This is a genomic window from Sporosarcina aquimarina (assembly GCF_019748715.1).
GTDB lineage: Bacteria > Bacillota > Bacilli > Bacillales_A > Planococcaceae > Sporosarcina > Sporosarcina newyorkensis.
Genome location: NZ_JACLBZ010000040.1, coordinates 1 through 13,277 on the forward strand (window position 1 = coordinate 1; position 13,277 = coordinate 13,277).

A 13,277-nucleotide genomic window follows, 5' to 3' on the forward strand; every position below is an offset into this window, starting at 1 on the left:
GCGTTCTTAAAGGATTCACTGATAAATGTGGTATATAGGAATATAAGAAGATATTGAAGAAAGGGGATATGCAAGATGAATACATCAAAGACATTTGAAGAAATCAAGCTGATACATAAGGAATTAGATGGGGCGTGTCAGAAGTGTGGGCAAAGATGTGATAAAAGGGTTGTCAGCTTCATTGAAGGGGAAAACGGGGCATCTTTGATGGTGTGCCCTGATTGTTTGCAGGGGAAGGAAAGACCGTTTTTCAAAGCATCTGAAGAAATTGTTTCAAAATGTGTTGTAATAACAGGGTGGGAACGGGCACAAGCTGAAGTGTTTTTGGAGAATATTCCTTTGGGGATTGCACTTGTTGAACATGGGAAGAATTATAGGAAATATTGGAACTGGGATAAATCCAAGGCTATTTTCAGCATTTCCACAGACCACGAAGGAAATATATGTAAGGTTGTTTATTATGCGGAAAAGAGAAAAGAAAATACCTTGAAAATTAAAGGCGTGAAATATTGGGTAGTTGGTAAACGTTTTTTGAAGTTAGACAGTTTAGAAATACCAGACTATTTTATCGAACCGAATACTGAAAAAGTTGCAATAAAAAAAGCTTCTTATAAAGAAAAGGGGAATTTTTCAGGACATAATATTGTTGTTGAACGTGTTAAAAAGGGAAGAGAAGTTTCTCATATAATTGTCGATGGTTACAGCGTGTTTGTTGCTTCCCAAGAATTAGGGCTGAACCGTTTTAATATGCTGGTTGTTTCAGCTACTTCAGCGGAAAACTTTTCTCTATAATTATATTATAGGCAATAACTCGCTACACAGCTTCACACGCCTTCACACACGGCATTTTAATTCTATCCGTGAATATTTGTTAGGTGGAAAGCTAAAACTCCATACAGGGCATTCTGAATGGTTTGGGAAGGGGGTTGATTCTATTGAGAACAAACAAAGGGGAACGGTACAGGGCAGATAACCCTGACAGGGTACGTCCTGAAGATATGGAAAACAGGGAACTACTGGAAGTGTACAGCGGATATGCAAAGCTTCCCCTGTATTCTGATTCTGAAAGTAAGTATGTGGGACAGTTACGGCTGGAAATGCTGAAGCGAATGGATAAGGGAATTGAAAATTAATGTTCAAAATCACCATTTAAAAATAGGTACAAAAAAAATCCCCCTGTGAAGGGGAATCAATAGAAATTAGTGGTAGTTTATACCATCATCAAATCCTTGCTTTTTTTTTGAACTGAAGGAAGGTTATTCGGAACTGGACCGAATTTTATATCCAGTTCTTCAATTCCTCCAAGAACACTAATCACATTCTGATAGGTTCTTGCTTCAATGTTTTTCATACCCGATTCCATTTTGGAAAGCATGGGTTGAGTAATGGAGATACCCTGTAAAGCACAGTTCTTTACCAAGGTGGATTGTGTCCATCCTAATTCCATTCGACGTTTCAGAATTTCCTTGCCTAACCTGACCTGAAGGCTATTAAGGTGTTCAGTAACGCCTGGGACAGTTTGCAAAAGTTCCATAACTTCATTGAAATCTTGGTTATAGTCAGTCATTAAGACCACTCCTTTAAGTATCTTGAAGGATTTGTTTTATACATCATGGCAACAAGTTCTGTTTCATTTATCTTTTGTTGTAATTCGGGTGGATTCTTTTCATCTTTCATTAGTGAACGGACTAAAAACTTATATTGTTCTTGGTCTACATCATCCACGAAAAACAATGCCCTGAAATATAAGGGATTCCAGTTGATACGGAACTCAAAAACAGAAGGTTGTGAAACAGCTTTTTTCACAATATGAAATGTTAATGTTCTGTCAGGTTCCCAAATATGAGGGGCATTCCATCCTAATAAGTAAGCATTGTCCCCCGTTGGAATGTCTATATCTTTGACGTATTCCAACGCTTGGGCAATGTACATCGCCACGGCTTGATAAGCGGTATCACCAGCATTAGCTTTTGCAACAATATCGGCAATATCTTCTTTAACTTCTTTAATTCCTGAAAGGTTAGTTACAAATATTAGTTTACCCATAGTATGACCGCAAAAGATACAAGTTGTCAAACAATTTATACCTTTTGAGATATATCCCCCTTTTATTATACACTCTTTTCTTTGATTATAACCGTACTTCTAAAGAAAAAAATGAAATTGTTCGTTTAGAACTAATTAAATCCCAGTCAGCATAAATGGGCACAAAAAAAGTGCCCTTGCTTCCACTTGTTCAACGGTTTGCAGTCCGTTAAAGAAGCAGTTACAAGGGCACTTTTTTCAAGCCGACCTGAACAAAGAAAGTTTTGCAAGGCTTTCCATGTCCACGGTTTGAAGTAATCTGTACAGCACTACTAAAACTTATTGGGAGGTGGGAAAAGGCAGACAGCACAGCTACCATTTCCCACTAATAGGTGCGTGACGGGGTACATAAGTAAGACGTTTATTTCTGATATGCTTTATATAAAATGTTCTTTGGGTTCTTTACCTTTGCCATTTTACTCATAGGCATTCGGGGCGGTGTAGCATCTTCAGCGGTAAAACCTTCAGATAATACTGAAGCATATGGGCTGAACTTGCTTTGCCTATTAACATCTTGTTTTTGCATGATTTCACACCCCACCTTCTAAATAATCTGTCAGAAGGTCACGCATTCTTTTTGAAGGAATGTACACGCTTATAGGTTGCCCGTGTCGGATTCGGCTTCTAAACAACCACTGAAGCAGTTCAGAAAGGGCAAAGGTATCTTCATCAACCTGTACGCCATGTTTAGAGAAAAAATTCTTTGTTACGGGATTCATGAAACGGTTTGCCAAATAAATACATACAGATTTATCTTGATATTGATTGGTAGCCCTGCTATTTACGGCAACAAATGAATCAGAAAGCCCCACGGGTTGCAGTATGTCTTTAGCTTCTTTGAACGTAGTCCACATAACATCTTCAGCCGTGGTTTTGCATTTGTTACGGTAGAAGTTATAAGCATGATTTTTTATTACTTTTAATACAGCAGTTTGGTTTTTCCTTGTTTTCAGATTCCCCACGCTGAAATCATTCCGCTTGCTTCCCACTTTGTTCATATCGTTTTTATCGGCTGGTGCTGGTGTGTAAATGGTAATGTTGTTTCTGATGTGTGAAAGCTGTTTATTATGCCCCTGCTTATATTCAGTAAGCTGATAAACGCCATCAATTTTAGCAACTGAATGATAAATATAGTTGACTTTGAATAGGTCAAAATATGCCCGTTGTATTTGTCCGTCAAAAAGATATGTCAACAAATAAATATCATCAAAACAGTGGAAAGATTCGGCTGGAAACGTCCAATACAGCACAACGGGTTGACCATCTTCATCTTCATACATCATCAAGTTTCCTGAATTGGCAAGGTTGCGGATTTTAGTGAAATACCCGTCACTGTCATAATCAGGACTATTCCAATGCACAAAGCCCCCATCATCCACTGTTATAATTCCTTCACTGTACAAAAGCTTCAAATCTGATTTTGTATATTCGCTTAATGGGGAAATCACGTTCATGACTTCATCCAAAATCAAAGTATAATTTTCGATTTCTAACAATTCTAACAGTTCAGCATCTACACGCTGGAAAAGTGCGTGAGTTGATGCAATGTCAGCACCTTCAGCAATAAGGCGTTTTATATCTTCCAGCTTTGTTCCTTCATCATTTACAGGCTGAACAAATTCTCTTTTGTCACAACTTGTAATAATTCTGTCCACTTCATCCGTGAACGGTGTAATATAGATGAATTTTTGTCTTGCAGGTGCGTTGTTCATATGCTGGATAGCCCATGAACTTTTCCCACTTCCCATAATACTGTCAATTACTTTTATAGACTTTTTGGTCAAGAATTGTGTTGGCTTTACAAGATTCATTGCCATATCTTCCCTTCAATTGCATGAGTAACATCTAACCCATAAACAACAGATAGGAAGAAAACAGACTTATTTTGTTGTTGAAAAAAATCCTTTACTATTCAAGCTTAGTAAAGGGGTGCTATAAACGTTGATATGACGGGCTTTTCAGCACATTCCCTTAAAGAGAAGAGTATATAAAAAATAAAGATACACTGATACCGTTATTGTTGCTTCGCAAGGGAAGGCAAGCTTCCCCATCATGAAGAAAATGAATTGTATTCTGAAAAGGGGAAGGGGGCTTATTTTCAGAGTAAAGAAGAAGGGGGATTCTTTATTGATGCTTCGAGTGACAACGAGAAGAATGTTTTGACTTGTTACGGTCTAACTTTCAGATGTAGTAAACACCTGTAAACAAACGTAATACAGGCATACCCACTTAAAATAACTAATCAAGTACCGTATGAAGCAGTGAGAAATGTTGTTGCCATTGTAAATGTGTCTGAATTGTGTCTAATAATCAGTAAATTGACTGGTGAAAACGGGTTAAATCTTCCATGTTATGAAGCCCGTGCATGTGAAAGGAAATAGCCTGTCAAGTGTTTTCGCTTTACAATAATAACGATTGTAGCACGTCCTGTATGGCTTTCTAACGGTTTCCTTTGTATTGATTAAGGAAAATAAACAGAACGGCATACAGGGCAATCTGAACAGCCTGATGATGTGCCTGAACATAAAGAAAAGGAACAGGCAGAAGCCCATTCCCTTACAAGTTTAGTGCTATGATGCTTTCCCGTTCTTCTTCTTCAGTCATACCTATATAACGCAATGTTATTTGAGAACTGGAATGATTCAAGATGCCCTGCAATTGTGCAAGATTGTTATGCGTTCTATGATGCCAATAACCAAAGGTTTTCCGCATGGTGTGCGTTCCAATTGAATCTATATCAACCATTTCACCAGCCTTTACAAGTTGCCTGTATGCTTGTGTGGGGCTGATGGGCTTAATGCCTTGCCTACTTGGGAACATCCATTCAGAAGTGTTAGAAGCGATATAGGACTGTATTTCATCATAGATAGCATCAAGGTGAATTGTACGGGGCTTTTTCGTTTTCTTTTCCTGAATCTTAATAGACTTTTTCCCCTTCAAATCTTCAGTTTTCAGCTTTAGTAAGTCGCTGATACGCAACCCCGAATTAATACCAATTGTAAATAATATGTAATCACGTTCACCACACCATTTTTTAAGTGACCATTTCATATCTGCAATGGCTTCCCTTGTTTTTAATGGCTGAACATCTTCAATATGTGTTGTTGTCATTTTCAGAACCCCTTTAAAATCAACCTTTTGAGTGTACGGTTTTTAAACCCTGATACAAGAATACACCCATCTATTCGGGAAGTCAATAGAATAGCTGAAATGAGTGTACAGTTTTATCAAAACCATACACTCGACTTTATGGGTAGGGTGTTCTGAAATAGGGGGCATCTAAAAAGGGGGTGCTTCTTTTATGGGGGGGGGGGGTACTGTTTAAAGGGGGCACTTATTTCAGGGGGGTAGCTTCATAGGGCAGTCATTCCCCACATGCCCACCCACACCCACCAGCCAGCCTATGCAGTGGATGCTGAAGCAACAGCACACACACCACCAACCACCATGCAACCACACCAACAGCAACACAACAGCAGAAGCTTCAGGCGTGCCCGTGCTGGTGTGTATGACAAAGGTATACAAATGTATTCAGGCTTTGTTGTCGTTGCTTGTGTGGCTTGCTGTACAGTCTGATGATGCAATGAAAGAGATTGAACAAGTGAAGTGAATGATGATGCTTGCTGATGATTAGTTGATTAATAATATTCAAATAAACAAATGGCAAAATTCTGATAACGGGGTACACGGGGGACGGGGGTATCAATGCCCCTTCCTAAGCGGTTCTACAATACACACACCATTTTTTACATGCCTGTATTTCCCTGCATCTATCAGCACCAACAGAAACCACTGCACCCACCCAACAACCAGCAGGGGGTATCCATGATTTACTGAATATTATTATTCAAAATCGGCTTTGAAAATTTTGCTACTATTTTTTTAATGCAAATCATTTTCCAAACAATCGGCTGAAGAAACCTTTATTCTTTTCAGCTTCCAAACTTTCAGCTAAAGCTTCAGCGGTTGCCGTTGCCTTATCCACGGCTTTTCTTGATTCTTCCATGCTGATTCTTAATTGAGAAACCTTTTCAGATTCTTGTCTATTTATGATGGTTTTCAATTCCTGAATTTCTTGCTGGAAAGCTTCTTTCATTTCCTTCTTGTCTGCTTCCATTTGTTGGGCAATCCTTTGATTAAACTGAACCTGCATTTCCATCATCTTTTTCATTTCCTGCAATTCCTGATTAATGGAAATTAAGTCTTTTCCTTCTTCAGAATCAACCGTAATGGTGACGGGTACGCCTGAACTGTTCAGGTATTCATCCACGCCTTCTTTCCGCATTCCTTCCCCGTACAACCTTCTAATAGTTTTCAGCGTATCCACGGCAGAAACATGAATTTGGAAGCGATTATGTACTTTTCTATAATTCAAAAACTGTTCATGTTCCTGAAGGTATCGTTTACAGCTATTTTCAGGTATATCCACCAATTCAACCAACTGTTTCAGCGTTAAATAGCTTTCAGACAACTACAAAACCCCCTTAAATCAATGTTCATTCAATGTTTGTTGCCTATCAACCACCCACTCAACAACAAACCCATTATGTATTTTTACCCTAACCATCCACCCAGCAACAAAACAACTGTAAAAATAATCATAACCATACACCCAACAACTGAACAACTATTAGACTTATTCAATATTGCAGGGGGCTTTCCCTTCTTCCTGAATAATTCAGTGGTATTTGTCTTACTTTCACCCCCGTAGTCGCACCCTATATATGACAAGGTAATACAGGGTGAAATGATACAGACCGTGAACCTTGCATGTGCTTATAGTGGTTTCAAGTTCCACTGTATGTAGAATGTTCTCTTCTTCACTGGCTGGAAACGGGCGGTAACCAACGTAAAGTGGATGGGAAAGCTGGCGTGGACTTCGGTTCATGCCTTTTCTCTTTGTAATTTAGTTTTAATTTAAAACCAATCTGAAGGAAGTGAAACAATGAAACCTAAACTTATCGGGCTATGCCGTCACTTTTCAGGCTACTCGCAAAATGAACTGGCTGAAAGATTGGGGCAAAGTCAGTATGCAGTTTCAAAATATGAATCGGGCTTGCTGAAACCTTCACCCGATACCGTGCGAAAAATGAAAGAAATCTTTGCTGAAAATGGTATCGGTATTGAAGAAATTGATTTCTTAAATAATGTAATCAATAAAAAAGTCTGAAGCTGAACAGGGGGAAATGAACATGGGGATTGATACAGCCGTTCAAAATCTGAACTATATTCAGAAAAAGTTGCTGGATGGAAGCTATAAAAAAGATATGCCATTAATGCAGTTTGCTTTGTCGAATGCAATTGAATCTATCAGAAACACGCCTTTCAATTATGTTATACGGCATGGCAATACAAAAGATAAAAAAGGGCACATTTCTTCTTATACAGCGATTGCCCAACGCTATAAAGCAAAGGCATTATGCGACTTGGAAGATTTACAGGGTGAAATGAGTACCCTTTTCAGAGTGAAAAGATGCCTTGTTCTCATTAAAAAGCTACTGGAAACAAACTTTTATAGAAATTATGTTCAGCAGAAAATGGAAAACTTTATTTTTGTGGCAAATAGAAATTTACAAGCAAGCCACCAGCACATTACAAAGATTGAAGTTTGAGGGGGAAGTAAACGTGAATGATGGATTTTCAAAAGTACCTGTTCCAACAAGTCTTTCACCTGAACAAGTACGGCTTGCAAAGCTTTACACAAAGGAAAGACACGAAACAGGAATCACAGTAGGGGCATTTTGTGCCAAGTATAAGAAAAGTACAGCGACATGGACGGAATGGAAAAAACATCCCGACTTTGCAGGCTACTTGATTAGTTTGGGTGGGGCATTGGTGTCAGAAGATGGCTGGAAAACTTATGAAATTGTGAAGAAGAAGATTGAAGCAATGGCAACGGCTGATAAAGCTGGTGTAAAAGAGATTCAGCTTTATCTTCAAACCAATGACCACCTAAGACAAGCCGATTTACAACGGCAAATGAAAGAAATGGGACTTACTGAAGATGGTGCTGAAGTGGATACCCGAACAGTAGAAGAAAAGAAAGCTTCCCTGTTATCGAAATTGAAAGGAACTGATAAAAATGAGTAATCCATTCATTAATATTCTTAAAGGCGTACAGGAACAAGCACAGGCACGGCAGAAGGAAGCGGAACGCAAAGCCGACTTATTGAACCAGCAGGAAAAAGAAGCTGGTGCAGGGCAAGCTGAAGGAACACCTGAAACAATGCAGGAACTTTCACCAGCAGAAATGAATCAGGCTATTCAGGTGCTATCTAAAGCCGTCATGGAATTGACCGCAAAACTTGATGGGAAGGGTGAATAATGTGGGGAAAAATATCAAGCAGATTGTCAGCGATTTACTAAACAAAGTAGATAAGACTTCCAATAATTATGAAACTGCACTTGAAGAAAAACAAGAAACTATTATTCAGCTTCAACTTCAAATGCAAGATGAACAGTTGAAATTGAAAGAATATCACAAAATGGCTGTTCTTAAAGAAGTATCTGAAGCAACCTATGAAGAACAAAAGAAAGTTGTTTCTTCCTTACAAGAAAAGATGGCTTCCCTTCAAAATGAAATTCAATTAATTTCCACTTACAAAACGGAAGATATTGATACTATCCTTTCTAATATTGATGAAGTAAAGCCCGAATTTAATCAAAAGTATTTGGGAGAAATCGAAGTTGTTAAGCAAGAAATTGCCGATGCAAAAAAAGCCTATTTGAACAGACTTTCTGAACTTGGGAAGCAGTATGAAAAAGCCGTTTCTGAAGAAAGCCGATACGAAAACTTCCTTGTAAGTATGGGAAAACAGCCGAGTTCATATTTACCCGATAAAGTCGAAACAATCGGGGGCGGTGCAGTTGTATCGGCTGATGAAGTGCTGAAGTCTTTATGATTTTGAACATTAATATTCACTAACCAAATAATGACCATGTTTAAGCATTGACAAATAACTGTCAGTGCTTTTTTTAATGCCAATTTTTAAATACAAAGGAGATTTTTTATTATGACAGGTATTACATTAACAGAAGCAAGCAAGATGATTCACACACCACTGAAGAAAGGTGTTATTGAAACGATTGCCCGTGAAAGTGCGGTTCTTGAAGTGCTTCCATTCACAAATTTAAACGGAAACGCTTATTCATTCATTCGTGAAGTTTCAGATGGTGGCGTTTCATTCCGTGCAGTCAATGAGGACTACATCACGGAAAACCCTACTTATTCCAATCATGTTGAACGCCTTACATTGTTGGGTAGTAAAGTAGAAGTTGACCGCTTTATTGAACTTACCCAAAACATTCATAATGTACGGGCTGAAGCTACTGCATCAAAGGCACGGGCAATTGCAAATGCCTTCACTGATACGTTTTTCAATGGCGATACAGCAACAAATCCACTTGCTTTTGATGGCTTAAATAAGCGTATTACAGGCAATCAGGTTGTTGATGCAGGTGGGTTTCCTCTACACAGTGGTTTGATTCACCAGCTATTAGATAAGGTGCAGGGTGGGGCGGATATCATTTTCATGAATAAGCAAACACGCCGTAAACTTACAGGACTATTCATGGTACAAAACACTTACATTCAAGCTGGACAAGATGCCTTTGGACGACCACAACAACGCTTTGCAGATGTTCCTATCGGGGTTGTAGAAGATATGTTCATCCCTGATAACAGCATCTATGCAGTGAAGTTTGGTGAAGATGCAGGGCTTGCAGGTATCCAAGCAGGTGAATTGACAGCCGTTGATAATGGATTGCGTGGCACTATGTATGAAACGCTGATTGAATGGTATGTATCTATCATTGATTGCAACCCTAACGGCATGGCACGTTTGAAAGGTATTTCACTGTAAAGCTTCAGTCACTTTACAGCTTATAATACATTCCCAAATTAAAAGCCCTTACTGTTCAGATTGTTGAACGGTAGGGGCTTCTTTTTTTATGTAATTTTATTCTGATTCTGATATTGCCTTCAGCAGGTGTCTGAAGCTTGCAGGGATGTTGTTATAGGGTTGTAAGAACAGTTCAGACTTCTTGCATCCTGATAGGTTTCTAATGAACAATACTTCCACCCAACCACCTTTACAAAAGAAGGGGCATCGGTCAAAGCTGATGCTTCTTTTTTTTATTTAAAAGCAATTGATTATTAATTTTCAAAGTCGGTTTTCAATCTTTCCCGTGTTGATTTTGGCACTGAAGGAAAGAAGAAAAAAGGAAATTCTATAAAATGGGTTTGCCCGTCTTGTGCTTGTTCAGTGAGAAGCACAAAAGAAGTCCGTATTATGTGCATGGATTGCGAACAACCATTTGAGAAAGCAGAATGATAAACCTGAAGCTGGGGCTGGATTCTTCCAGCTTCTTTTTCTGTATAATCATAGCAAGGGGGATGAAGGGGCATGAACGATGAACAGATTAAAAAATGGCGTGATTCCTTGCCTGAATATGAACCGACACCCGAAGATATTGAAGCAATGGAACGGGGAAGGGCAGAGTTTGAACGTGGTGAAGTCTATGATATGGATGAAGTTTTCAAGTCATTAAATGATGAAGATGATGAAGAACAGGAAGCCTGATTGATGGGGCTTCTTTTTTTTATTAAAGAAAGCTATGTCTGTATTTCTTCCCTTTGTTGTTTTTGGGTTAGGTGGGATATAAAACAATAGAAAAGGATGATACAGAATGAACGGTTTAACAATGGATGAAACAAAAAGCGGTAGAAAGTATTTTACAAATGAAGCTGGTGAAGTTGTACAGTTGGAATGCACTTCATGTGGGAAGATTCATGATGCTTCTTCCTTTTCATACCAAAAGAACGGCTTTAATGATAAGCGTTCACACTGTAAAAAATGCGTTAGGGAATACGTGAAAGCATTCAATGAGAAAAAGGAAAAGGAAAAAGCAGATGCAAAAGAAACAATTCTACATAAAGAAGTTTCAAAGCAATTCAATGCTTTTGCCGACAAAGTTCAGATTGATAAAGAAACCTTGTTAGCACTTGCCGTGAAAGAATTAATTGAAAAATATAGCTGATAATAGATGTGAAGTTGGTGCTTAATCGTACCAGCTTCTTTTTTTTATGCCTGAAACAGCTTCAGCCCGTGCCCTATATGGATTCTTCAGCACACAACCATTCACATTTAAAATAATACTTGCATTTTAGTAGTATTAGTTTTAAGCTTACTAATATAGAAAACTTCATACGGTTGCTGGTTCACATCTATCAATAGATTGCAGTGAATGGACGGGAAATAAGCTGTACCAGCATCAACTGAAAGGGTGGATTTATTGCAGATTTACAAGATGAATATAAACAAGCATCAAAAGCTTCTGCTTTACATCTTGAAGGATATGGGTGCTGAAAATGAACCCGTGCCCGTCACGCTGGATAAGCTGGCTGATGTTGCTGGTATGTCACGCCTGACAATTCAGAAGCAACTGAAGGAATTGAAAGAAGATAATTTGATTTTGGTAGGGGATGGGAAAGGGAAAGCCCCAAATTCTTACATGTTGAATTTTGATTGAATTGAACATTAATAATCAAAAAATGGACGGTGCTGGAATGAAGAAATTTCTTATGATTGATTTAGGTGCTATCGGAAAGAAATCCGAAAAGCTTCAGGAACTCTTTGATGACTATTCAGAAGAACCAAATGAAAACGGCTGGTTTCTAAAATTTGAGGACGTTACGCAATTGAATCTTGACCTTGTAATTGCCTATACCAACTGTTTTGAAAGCAAAGAAGCGTTTTATGCAGTGCTTGGAAAAAAGCTACTTCCAACAATCTGAAGGGGGTTCACATGATGAAAAATAGGCAGGCTTTGGGTTATATGCTTCTTGCTTGTAAAGAGTTGGGATTCAATCGGGAACAGGCTGATAAGCTTTATGATGCCATGTATGAAGCGTTTGATGAACACACGGAAGAAGAAGCTGAACAGCAGGGGCATGAATGGTTTAGCAGATTGGAGGACACAAAATGACGGGGGCAGGGCTTCAGCTTAATCACTTACCTGATGTATTGCAGGAACTCTTTCATAGGGTTCACGCAAAGCACCTGAAAATGATGGGCACTGATGAACGGGCAAAGCATTCCATTGAGAACGTCACACGGGTTCTATGGGATGAAGAAGAACAGTGTTTGAAGGTTTACTATAAAGAAGGCGACTGGTGGCATTACACGGCTTCAGGGGAATTTTATTGATAGAATCAATCTATTAAGCTTATAAGCTTACTTGCTTACTTTCAGAAAAACATAGACAAGCTATGCAATGACTGATAAAATTAGAACCAACTTAATACGAACGGAAACAAAAAAAAAAAGCCGTTCCCATAGTGTTGTTGGTTGGAAGCCTTCAACGGGAACGTCTTACACCTTGTGCGACAACACAGGGCGGTATATCAGTTTGTGCATCACCACAAACTTTGTTGCGTTAGTTGTAAGTATACTATCGCACGGGCATTTTATCAAGGCTTAAATCTTGATAATTTGAAACAGATAAACGCCTTCACTTGTGGAACAAGCAACTCACAAGGGAACGGCGTTTTTTGTTGTCCAAAAAGTGGTAGCTGACCACTATAAAAATCAGGGTTTGGTGTAGCCCATGCAGAGAATTTACACTCGGATAACGGCTATCATTGCATATAGCTGTCTGACGTAAGCGAGGTAAAGCGGCACAAGCCTTGCATAAAAAAAGCCTACGGGGTAGCCCATGAATAGCCTTTACAGGTTGTATATTCAGGGTTGTATATCCTACTATTGATGATAACCAAGACAATGACGGCAAAGAGTGTACGGGGGGTCAAACAGGGGTGGTTGCGTGATGCTTCCATAATCTGTTTCACGGTATTTCTTCTAATGTACGTTTTGTACAGCAGAAGTAATGCGGATTATATAGCGAATTACTCGAAAGAGAACGGTGTCGGGCGTGGACACACACCGTATGGCGTACAAGCCTATAAGCTATATGTAGAAGGCATTTTGTGCCTTTGACAGTCTAATGCAAACTGACAATACTCGTCCTATTCCATGACGTTAGTATGTAGGTAGATTTTTAATCCCTTAAACTTTCAACGGGATTAGTCTGCCCAGCCAAGCCTGAACCATATAGCCAATCTGTTAGTATTGAAAACCTTTAAAGAACTTGTCAAGCATTAAATATCAAAAATATGAAAGAATTTACATGGG

General features: G+C 38.8%; 20 protein-coding genes. 14 read left to right on the plus strand and 6 right to left on the minus strand.

Annotated elements, in window-relative coordinates; genetic code table 11:
• Positions 1-75 precede the first annotated feature (75 nt).
• Together H7J92_RS17125 and H7J92_RS17130 are read left to right on the plus strand one after the other, a co-directional pair.
• Positions 76-792 (plus strand): hypothetical protein, encoded by a 717-nt coding sequence (locus H7J92_RS17125; protein WP_221838192.1) that lies wholly within the window; start codon positions 76-78, stop codon positions 790-792.
• A 143-nt stretch (positions 793-935) separates the two neighbouring features.
• Entirely contained in the window at positions 936-1,133 is a 198-nt protein-coding gene (locus H7J92_RS17130; protein ID WP_221838195.1) for a hypothetical protein, read from the plus strand.
• A 77-nt stretch (positions 1,134-1,210) separates the two neighbouring features.
• Here H7J92_RS17130 and H7J92_RS17135 read toward each other — a convergent pair whose 3' ends face one another.
• The 6 genes from H7J92_RS17135 to H7J92_RS17160 all read right to left on the minus strand — a co-directional run bounded on the left by H7J92_RS17135 (position 1,211) and on the right by H7J92_RS17160 (position 6,556).
• Positions 1,211-1,567 carry a helix-turn-helix domain-containing protein gene (locus tag H7J92_RS17135; RefSeq protein ID WP_221838198.1) on the minus strand — a complete coding sequence of 119 codons (357 nt, stop codon included), beginning with the start codon at positions 1,565-1,567 and terminating at the stop codon, positions 1,211-1,213.
• Positions 1,567-2,046 (minus strand): hypothetical protein, encoded by a 480-nt coding sequence (locus H7J92_RS17140; RefSeq protein ID WP_221838201.1) that lies wholly within the window; start codon positions 2,044-2,046, stop codon positions 1,567-1,569. Before H7J92_RS17140 ends, H7J92_RS17135 begins: the two co-directional genes overlap by 1 nt.
• Positions 2,047-2,446: 400 nt before the next feature.
• Positions 2,447-2,611 (minus strand): hypothetical protein, encoded by a 165-nt coding sequence (locus H7J92_RS17145; RefSeq protein ID WP_221838204.1) that lies wholly within the window; start codon positions 2,609-2,611, stop codon positions 2,447-2,449.
• A 4-nt stretch (positions 2,612-2,615) separates the two neighbouring features.
• Entirely contained in the window at positions 2,616-3,896 is a 1,281-nt protein-coding gene (locus H7J92_RS17150) for a hypothetical protein (RefSeq protein ID WP_246603135.1), read from the minus strand.
• Between the two features lie 745 nt (positions 3,897-4,641).
• The gene (locus H7J92_RS17155) at positions 4,642-5,196 is read right to left on the minus strand and encodes a tyrosine-type recombinase/integrase (protein ID WP_221838211.1); all 555 of its coding nucleotides are present in this window, start codon (positions 5,194-5,196) and stop codon (positions 4,642-4,644) included.
• A 781-nt stretch (positions 5,197-5,977) separates the two neighbouring features.
• On the minus strand, positions 5,978-6,556 hold the full coding sequence (locus H7J92_RS17160) for a hypothetical protein (protein ID WP_221838214.1): 579 nt from the start codon (positions 6,554-6,556) through the stop codon (positions 5,978-5,980).
• A gap of 474 nt (positions 6,557-7,030) precedes the next feature.
• On the opposite strand from H7J92_RS17160, the gene H7J92_RS17165 reads away from it, so the two are divergent.
• The 12 genes from H7J92_RS17165 (at position 7,031) to H7J92_RS17220 (ending at position 12,293) form a co-directional block, all read left to right on the plus strand.
• On the plus strand, positions 7,031-7,255 hold the full coding sequence (locus H7J92_RS17165; protein WP_221838218.1) for a helix-turn-helix domain-containing protein: 225 nt from the start codon (positions 7,031-7,033) through the stop codon (positions 7,253-7,255).
• Between the two features lie 22 nt (positions 7,256-7,277).
• Entirely contained in the window at positions 7,278-7,697 is a 420-nt protein-coding gene (locus H7J92_RS17170; protein ID WP_221838221.1) for a hypothetical protein, read from the plus strand.
• A gap of 13 nt (positions 7,698-7,710) precedes the next feature.
• Positions 7,711-8,175, plus strand: coding sequence for a phBC6A51 family helix-turn-helix protein (locus tag H7J92_RS17175; protein WP_221838224.1), 465 nt, complete (start codon positions 7,711-7,713; stop codon positions 8,173-8,175).
• On the plus strand, positions 8,168-8,410 hold the full coding sequence (locus tag H7J92_RS17180; protein WP_221838227.1) for a hypothetical protein: 243 nt from the start codon (positions 8,168-8,170) through the stop codon (positions 8,408-8,410). Before H7J92_RS17175 ends, H7J92_RS17180 begins: the two co-directional genes overlap by 8 nt.
• A 1-nt stretch (position 8,411) precedes the next feature.
• A complete protein-coding gene (locus tag H7J92_RS17185; protein ID WP_221838229.1) occupies positions 8,412-8,987 on the plus strand; it encodes a hypothetical protein in 576 nt (191 codons plus the stop codon).
• 111 nt (positions 8,988-9,098) lie between these two features.
• Positions 9,099-9,947 (plus strand): major capsid protein, encoded by an 849-nt coding sequence (locus H7J92_RS17190; RefSeq protein WP_221838231.1) that lies wholly within the window; start codon positions 9,099-9,101, stop codon positions 9,945-9,947.
• A gap of 543 nt (positions 9,948-10,490) precedes the next feature.
• Positions 10,491-10,667, plus strand: coding sequence for a hypothetical protein (locus tag H7J92_RS17195; RefSeq protein WP_221838233.1), 177 nt, complete (start codon positions 10,491-10,493; stop codon positions 10,665-10,667).
• A 121-nt stretch (positions 10,668-10,788) separates the two neighbouring features.
• Positions 10,789-11,124, plus strand: a complete 336-nt coding sequence (locus H7J92_RS17200) for a hypothetical protein (RefSeq protein ID WP_221838235.1) — start codon at positions 10,789-10,791, stop codon at positions 11,122-11,124.
• A gap of 270 nt (positions 11,125-11,394) precedes the next feature.
• Positions 11,395-11,616 (plus strand): helix-turn-helix domain-containing protein, encoded by a 222-nt coding sequence (locus tag H7J92_RS17205; protein WP_221838237.1) that lies wholly within the window; start codon positions 11,395-11,397, stop codon positions 11,614-11,616.
• A gap of 37 nt (positions 11,617-11,653) precedes the next feature.
• On the plus strand, positions 11,654-11,881 hold the full coding sequence (locus H7J92_RS17210; RefSeq protein ID WP_221838238.1) for a hypothetical protein: 228 nt from the start codon (positions 11,654-11,656) through the stop codon (positions 11,879-11,881).
• A gap of 14 nt (positions 11,882-11,895) precedes the next feature.
• Positions 11,896-12,072 (plus strand): hypothetical protein, encoded by a 177-nt coding sequence (locus tag H7J92_RS17215; RefSeq protein WP_221838241.1) that lies wholly within the window; start codon positions 11,896-11,898, stop codon positions 12,070-12,072.
• On the plus strand, positions 12,069-12,293 hold the full coding sequence (locus H7J92_RS17220) for a hypothetical protein (protein WP_221838243.1): 225 nt from the start codon (positions 12,069-12,071) through the stop codon (positions 12,291-12,293). The genes H7J92_RS17215 and H7J92_RS17220 overlap by 4 nt, the downstream gene beginning before the upstream one ends.
• Positions 12,294-13,277: the final 984 nt, after the last annotated feature.

Bases quoted from the DNA above. Each gene is read 5' to 3' on its own strand.
- H7J92_RS17220 (WP_221838243.1), top strand. From the start codon at position 12,069: ATGACGGGGGCAGGGCTTCAGCTTAATCACTTACCTGATGTATTGCAG.
- H7J92_RS17190 (WP_221838231.1), top strand. From the start codon at position 9,099: ATGACAGGTATTACATTAACAGAAGCAAGCAAGATGATTCACACACCA.
- H7J92_RS17155 (WP_221838211.1), bottom strand. From the start codon at position 5,196: ATGACAACAACACATATTGAAGATGTTCAGCCATTAAAAACAAGGGAA.
- H7J92_RS17135 (WP_221838198.1), bottom strand. From the start codon at position 1,567: ATGACTGACTATAACCAAGATTTCAATGAAGTTATGGAACTTTTGCAA.
- H7J92_RS17140 (WP_221838201.1), bottom strand. From the start codon at position 2,046: ATGGGTAAACTAATATTTGTAACTAACCTTTCAGGAATTAAAGAAGTT.
- H7J92_RS17145 (WP_221838204.1), bottom strand. From the start codon at position 2,611: ATGCAAAAACAAGATGTTAATAGGCAAAGCAAGTTCAGCCCATATGCT.
- H7J92_RS17170 (WP_221838221.1), top strand. From the start codon at position 7,278: ATGGGGATTGATACAGCCGTTCAAAATCTGAACTATATTCAGAAAAAG.
- H7J92_RS17165 (WP_221838218.1), top strand. From the start codon at position 7,031: ATGAAACCTAAACTTATCGGGCTATGCCGTCACTTTTCAGGCTACTCG.
- H7J92_RS17205 (WP_221838237.1), top strand. From the start codon at position 11,395: ATGAATATAAACAAGCATCAAAAGCTTCTGCTTTACATCTTGAAGGAT.
- H7J92_RS17215 (WP_221838241.1), top strand. From the start codon at position 11,896: ATGAAAAATAGGCAGGCTTTGGGTTATATGCTTCTTGCTTGTAAAGAG.
- H7J92_RS17125 (WP_221838192.1), top strand. From the start codon at position 76: ATGAATACATCAAAGACATTTGAAGAAATCAAGCTGATACATAAGGAA.
- H7J92_RS17150 (WP_246603135.1), bottom strand. From the start codon at position 3,896: ATGAATCTTGTAAAGCCAACACAATTCTTGACCAAAAAGTCTATAAAA.
- H7J92_RS17210 (WP_221838238.1), top strand. From the start codon at position 11,654: ATGAAGAAATTTCTTATGATTGATTTAGGTGCTATCGGAAAGAAATCC.
- H7J92_RS17180 (WP_221838227.1), top strand. From the start codon at position 8,168: ATGAGTAATCCATTCATTAATATTCTTAAAGGCGTACAGGAACAAGCA.
- H7J92_RS17195 (WP_221838233.1), top strand. From the start codon at position 10,491: ATGAACGATGAACAGATTAAAAAATGGCGTGATTCCTTGCCTGAATAT.
- H7J92_RS17200 (WP_221838235.1), top strand. From the start codon at position 10,789: ATGGATGAAACAAAAAGCGGTAGAAAGTATTTTACAAATGAAGCTGGT.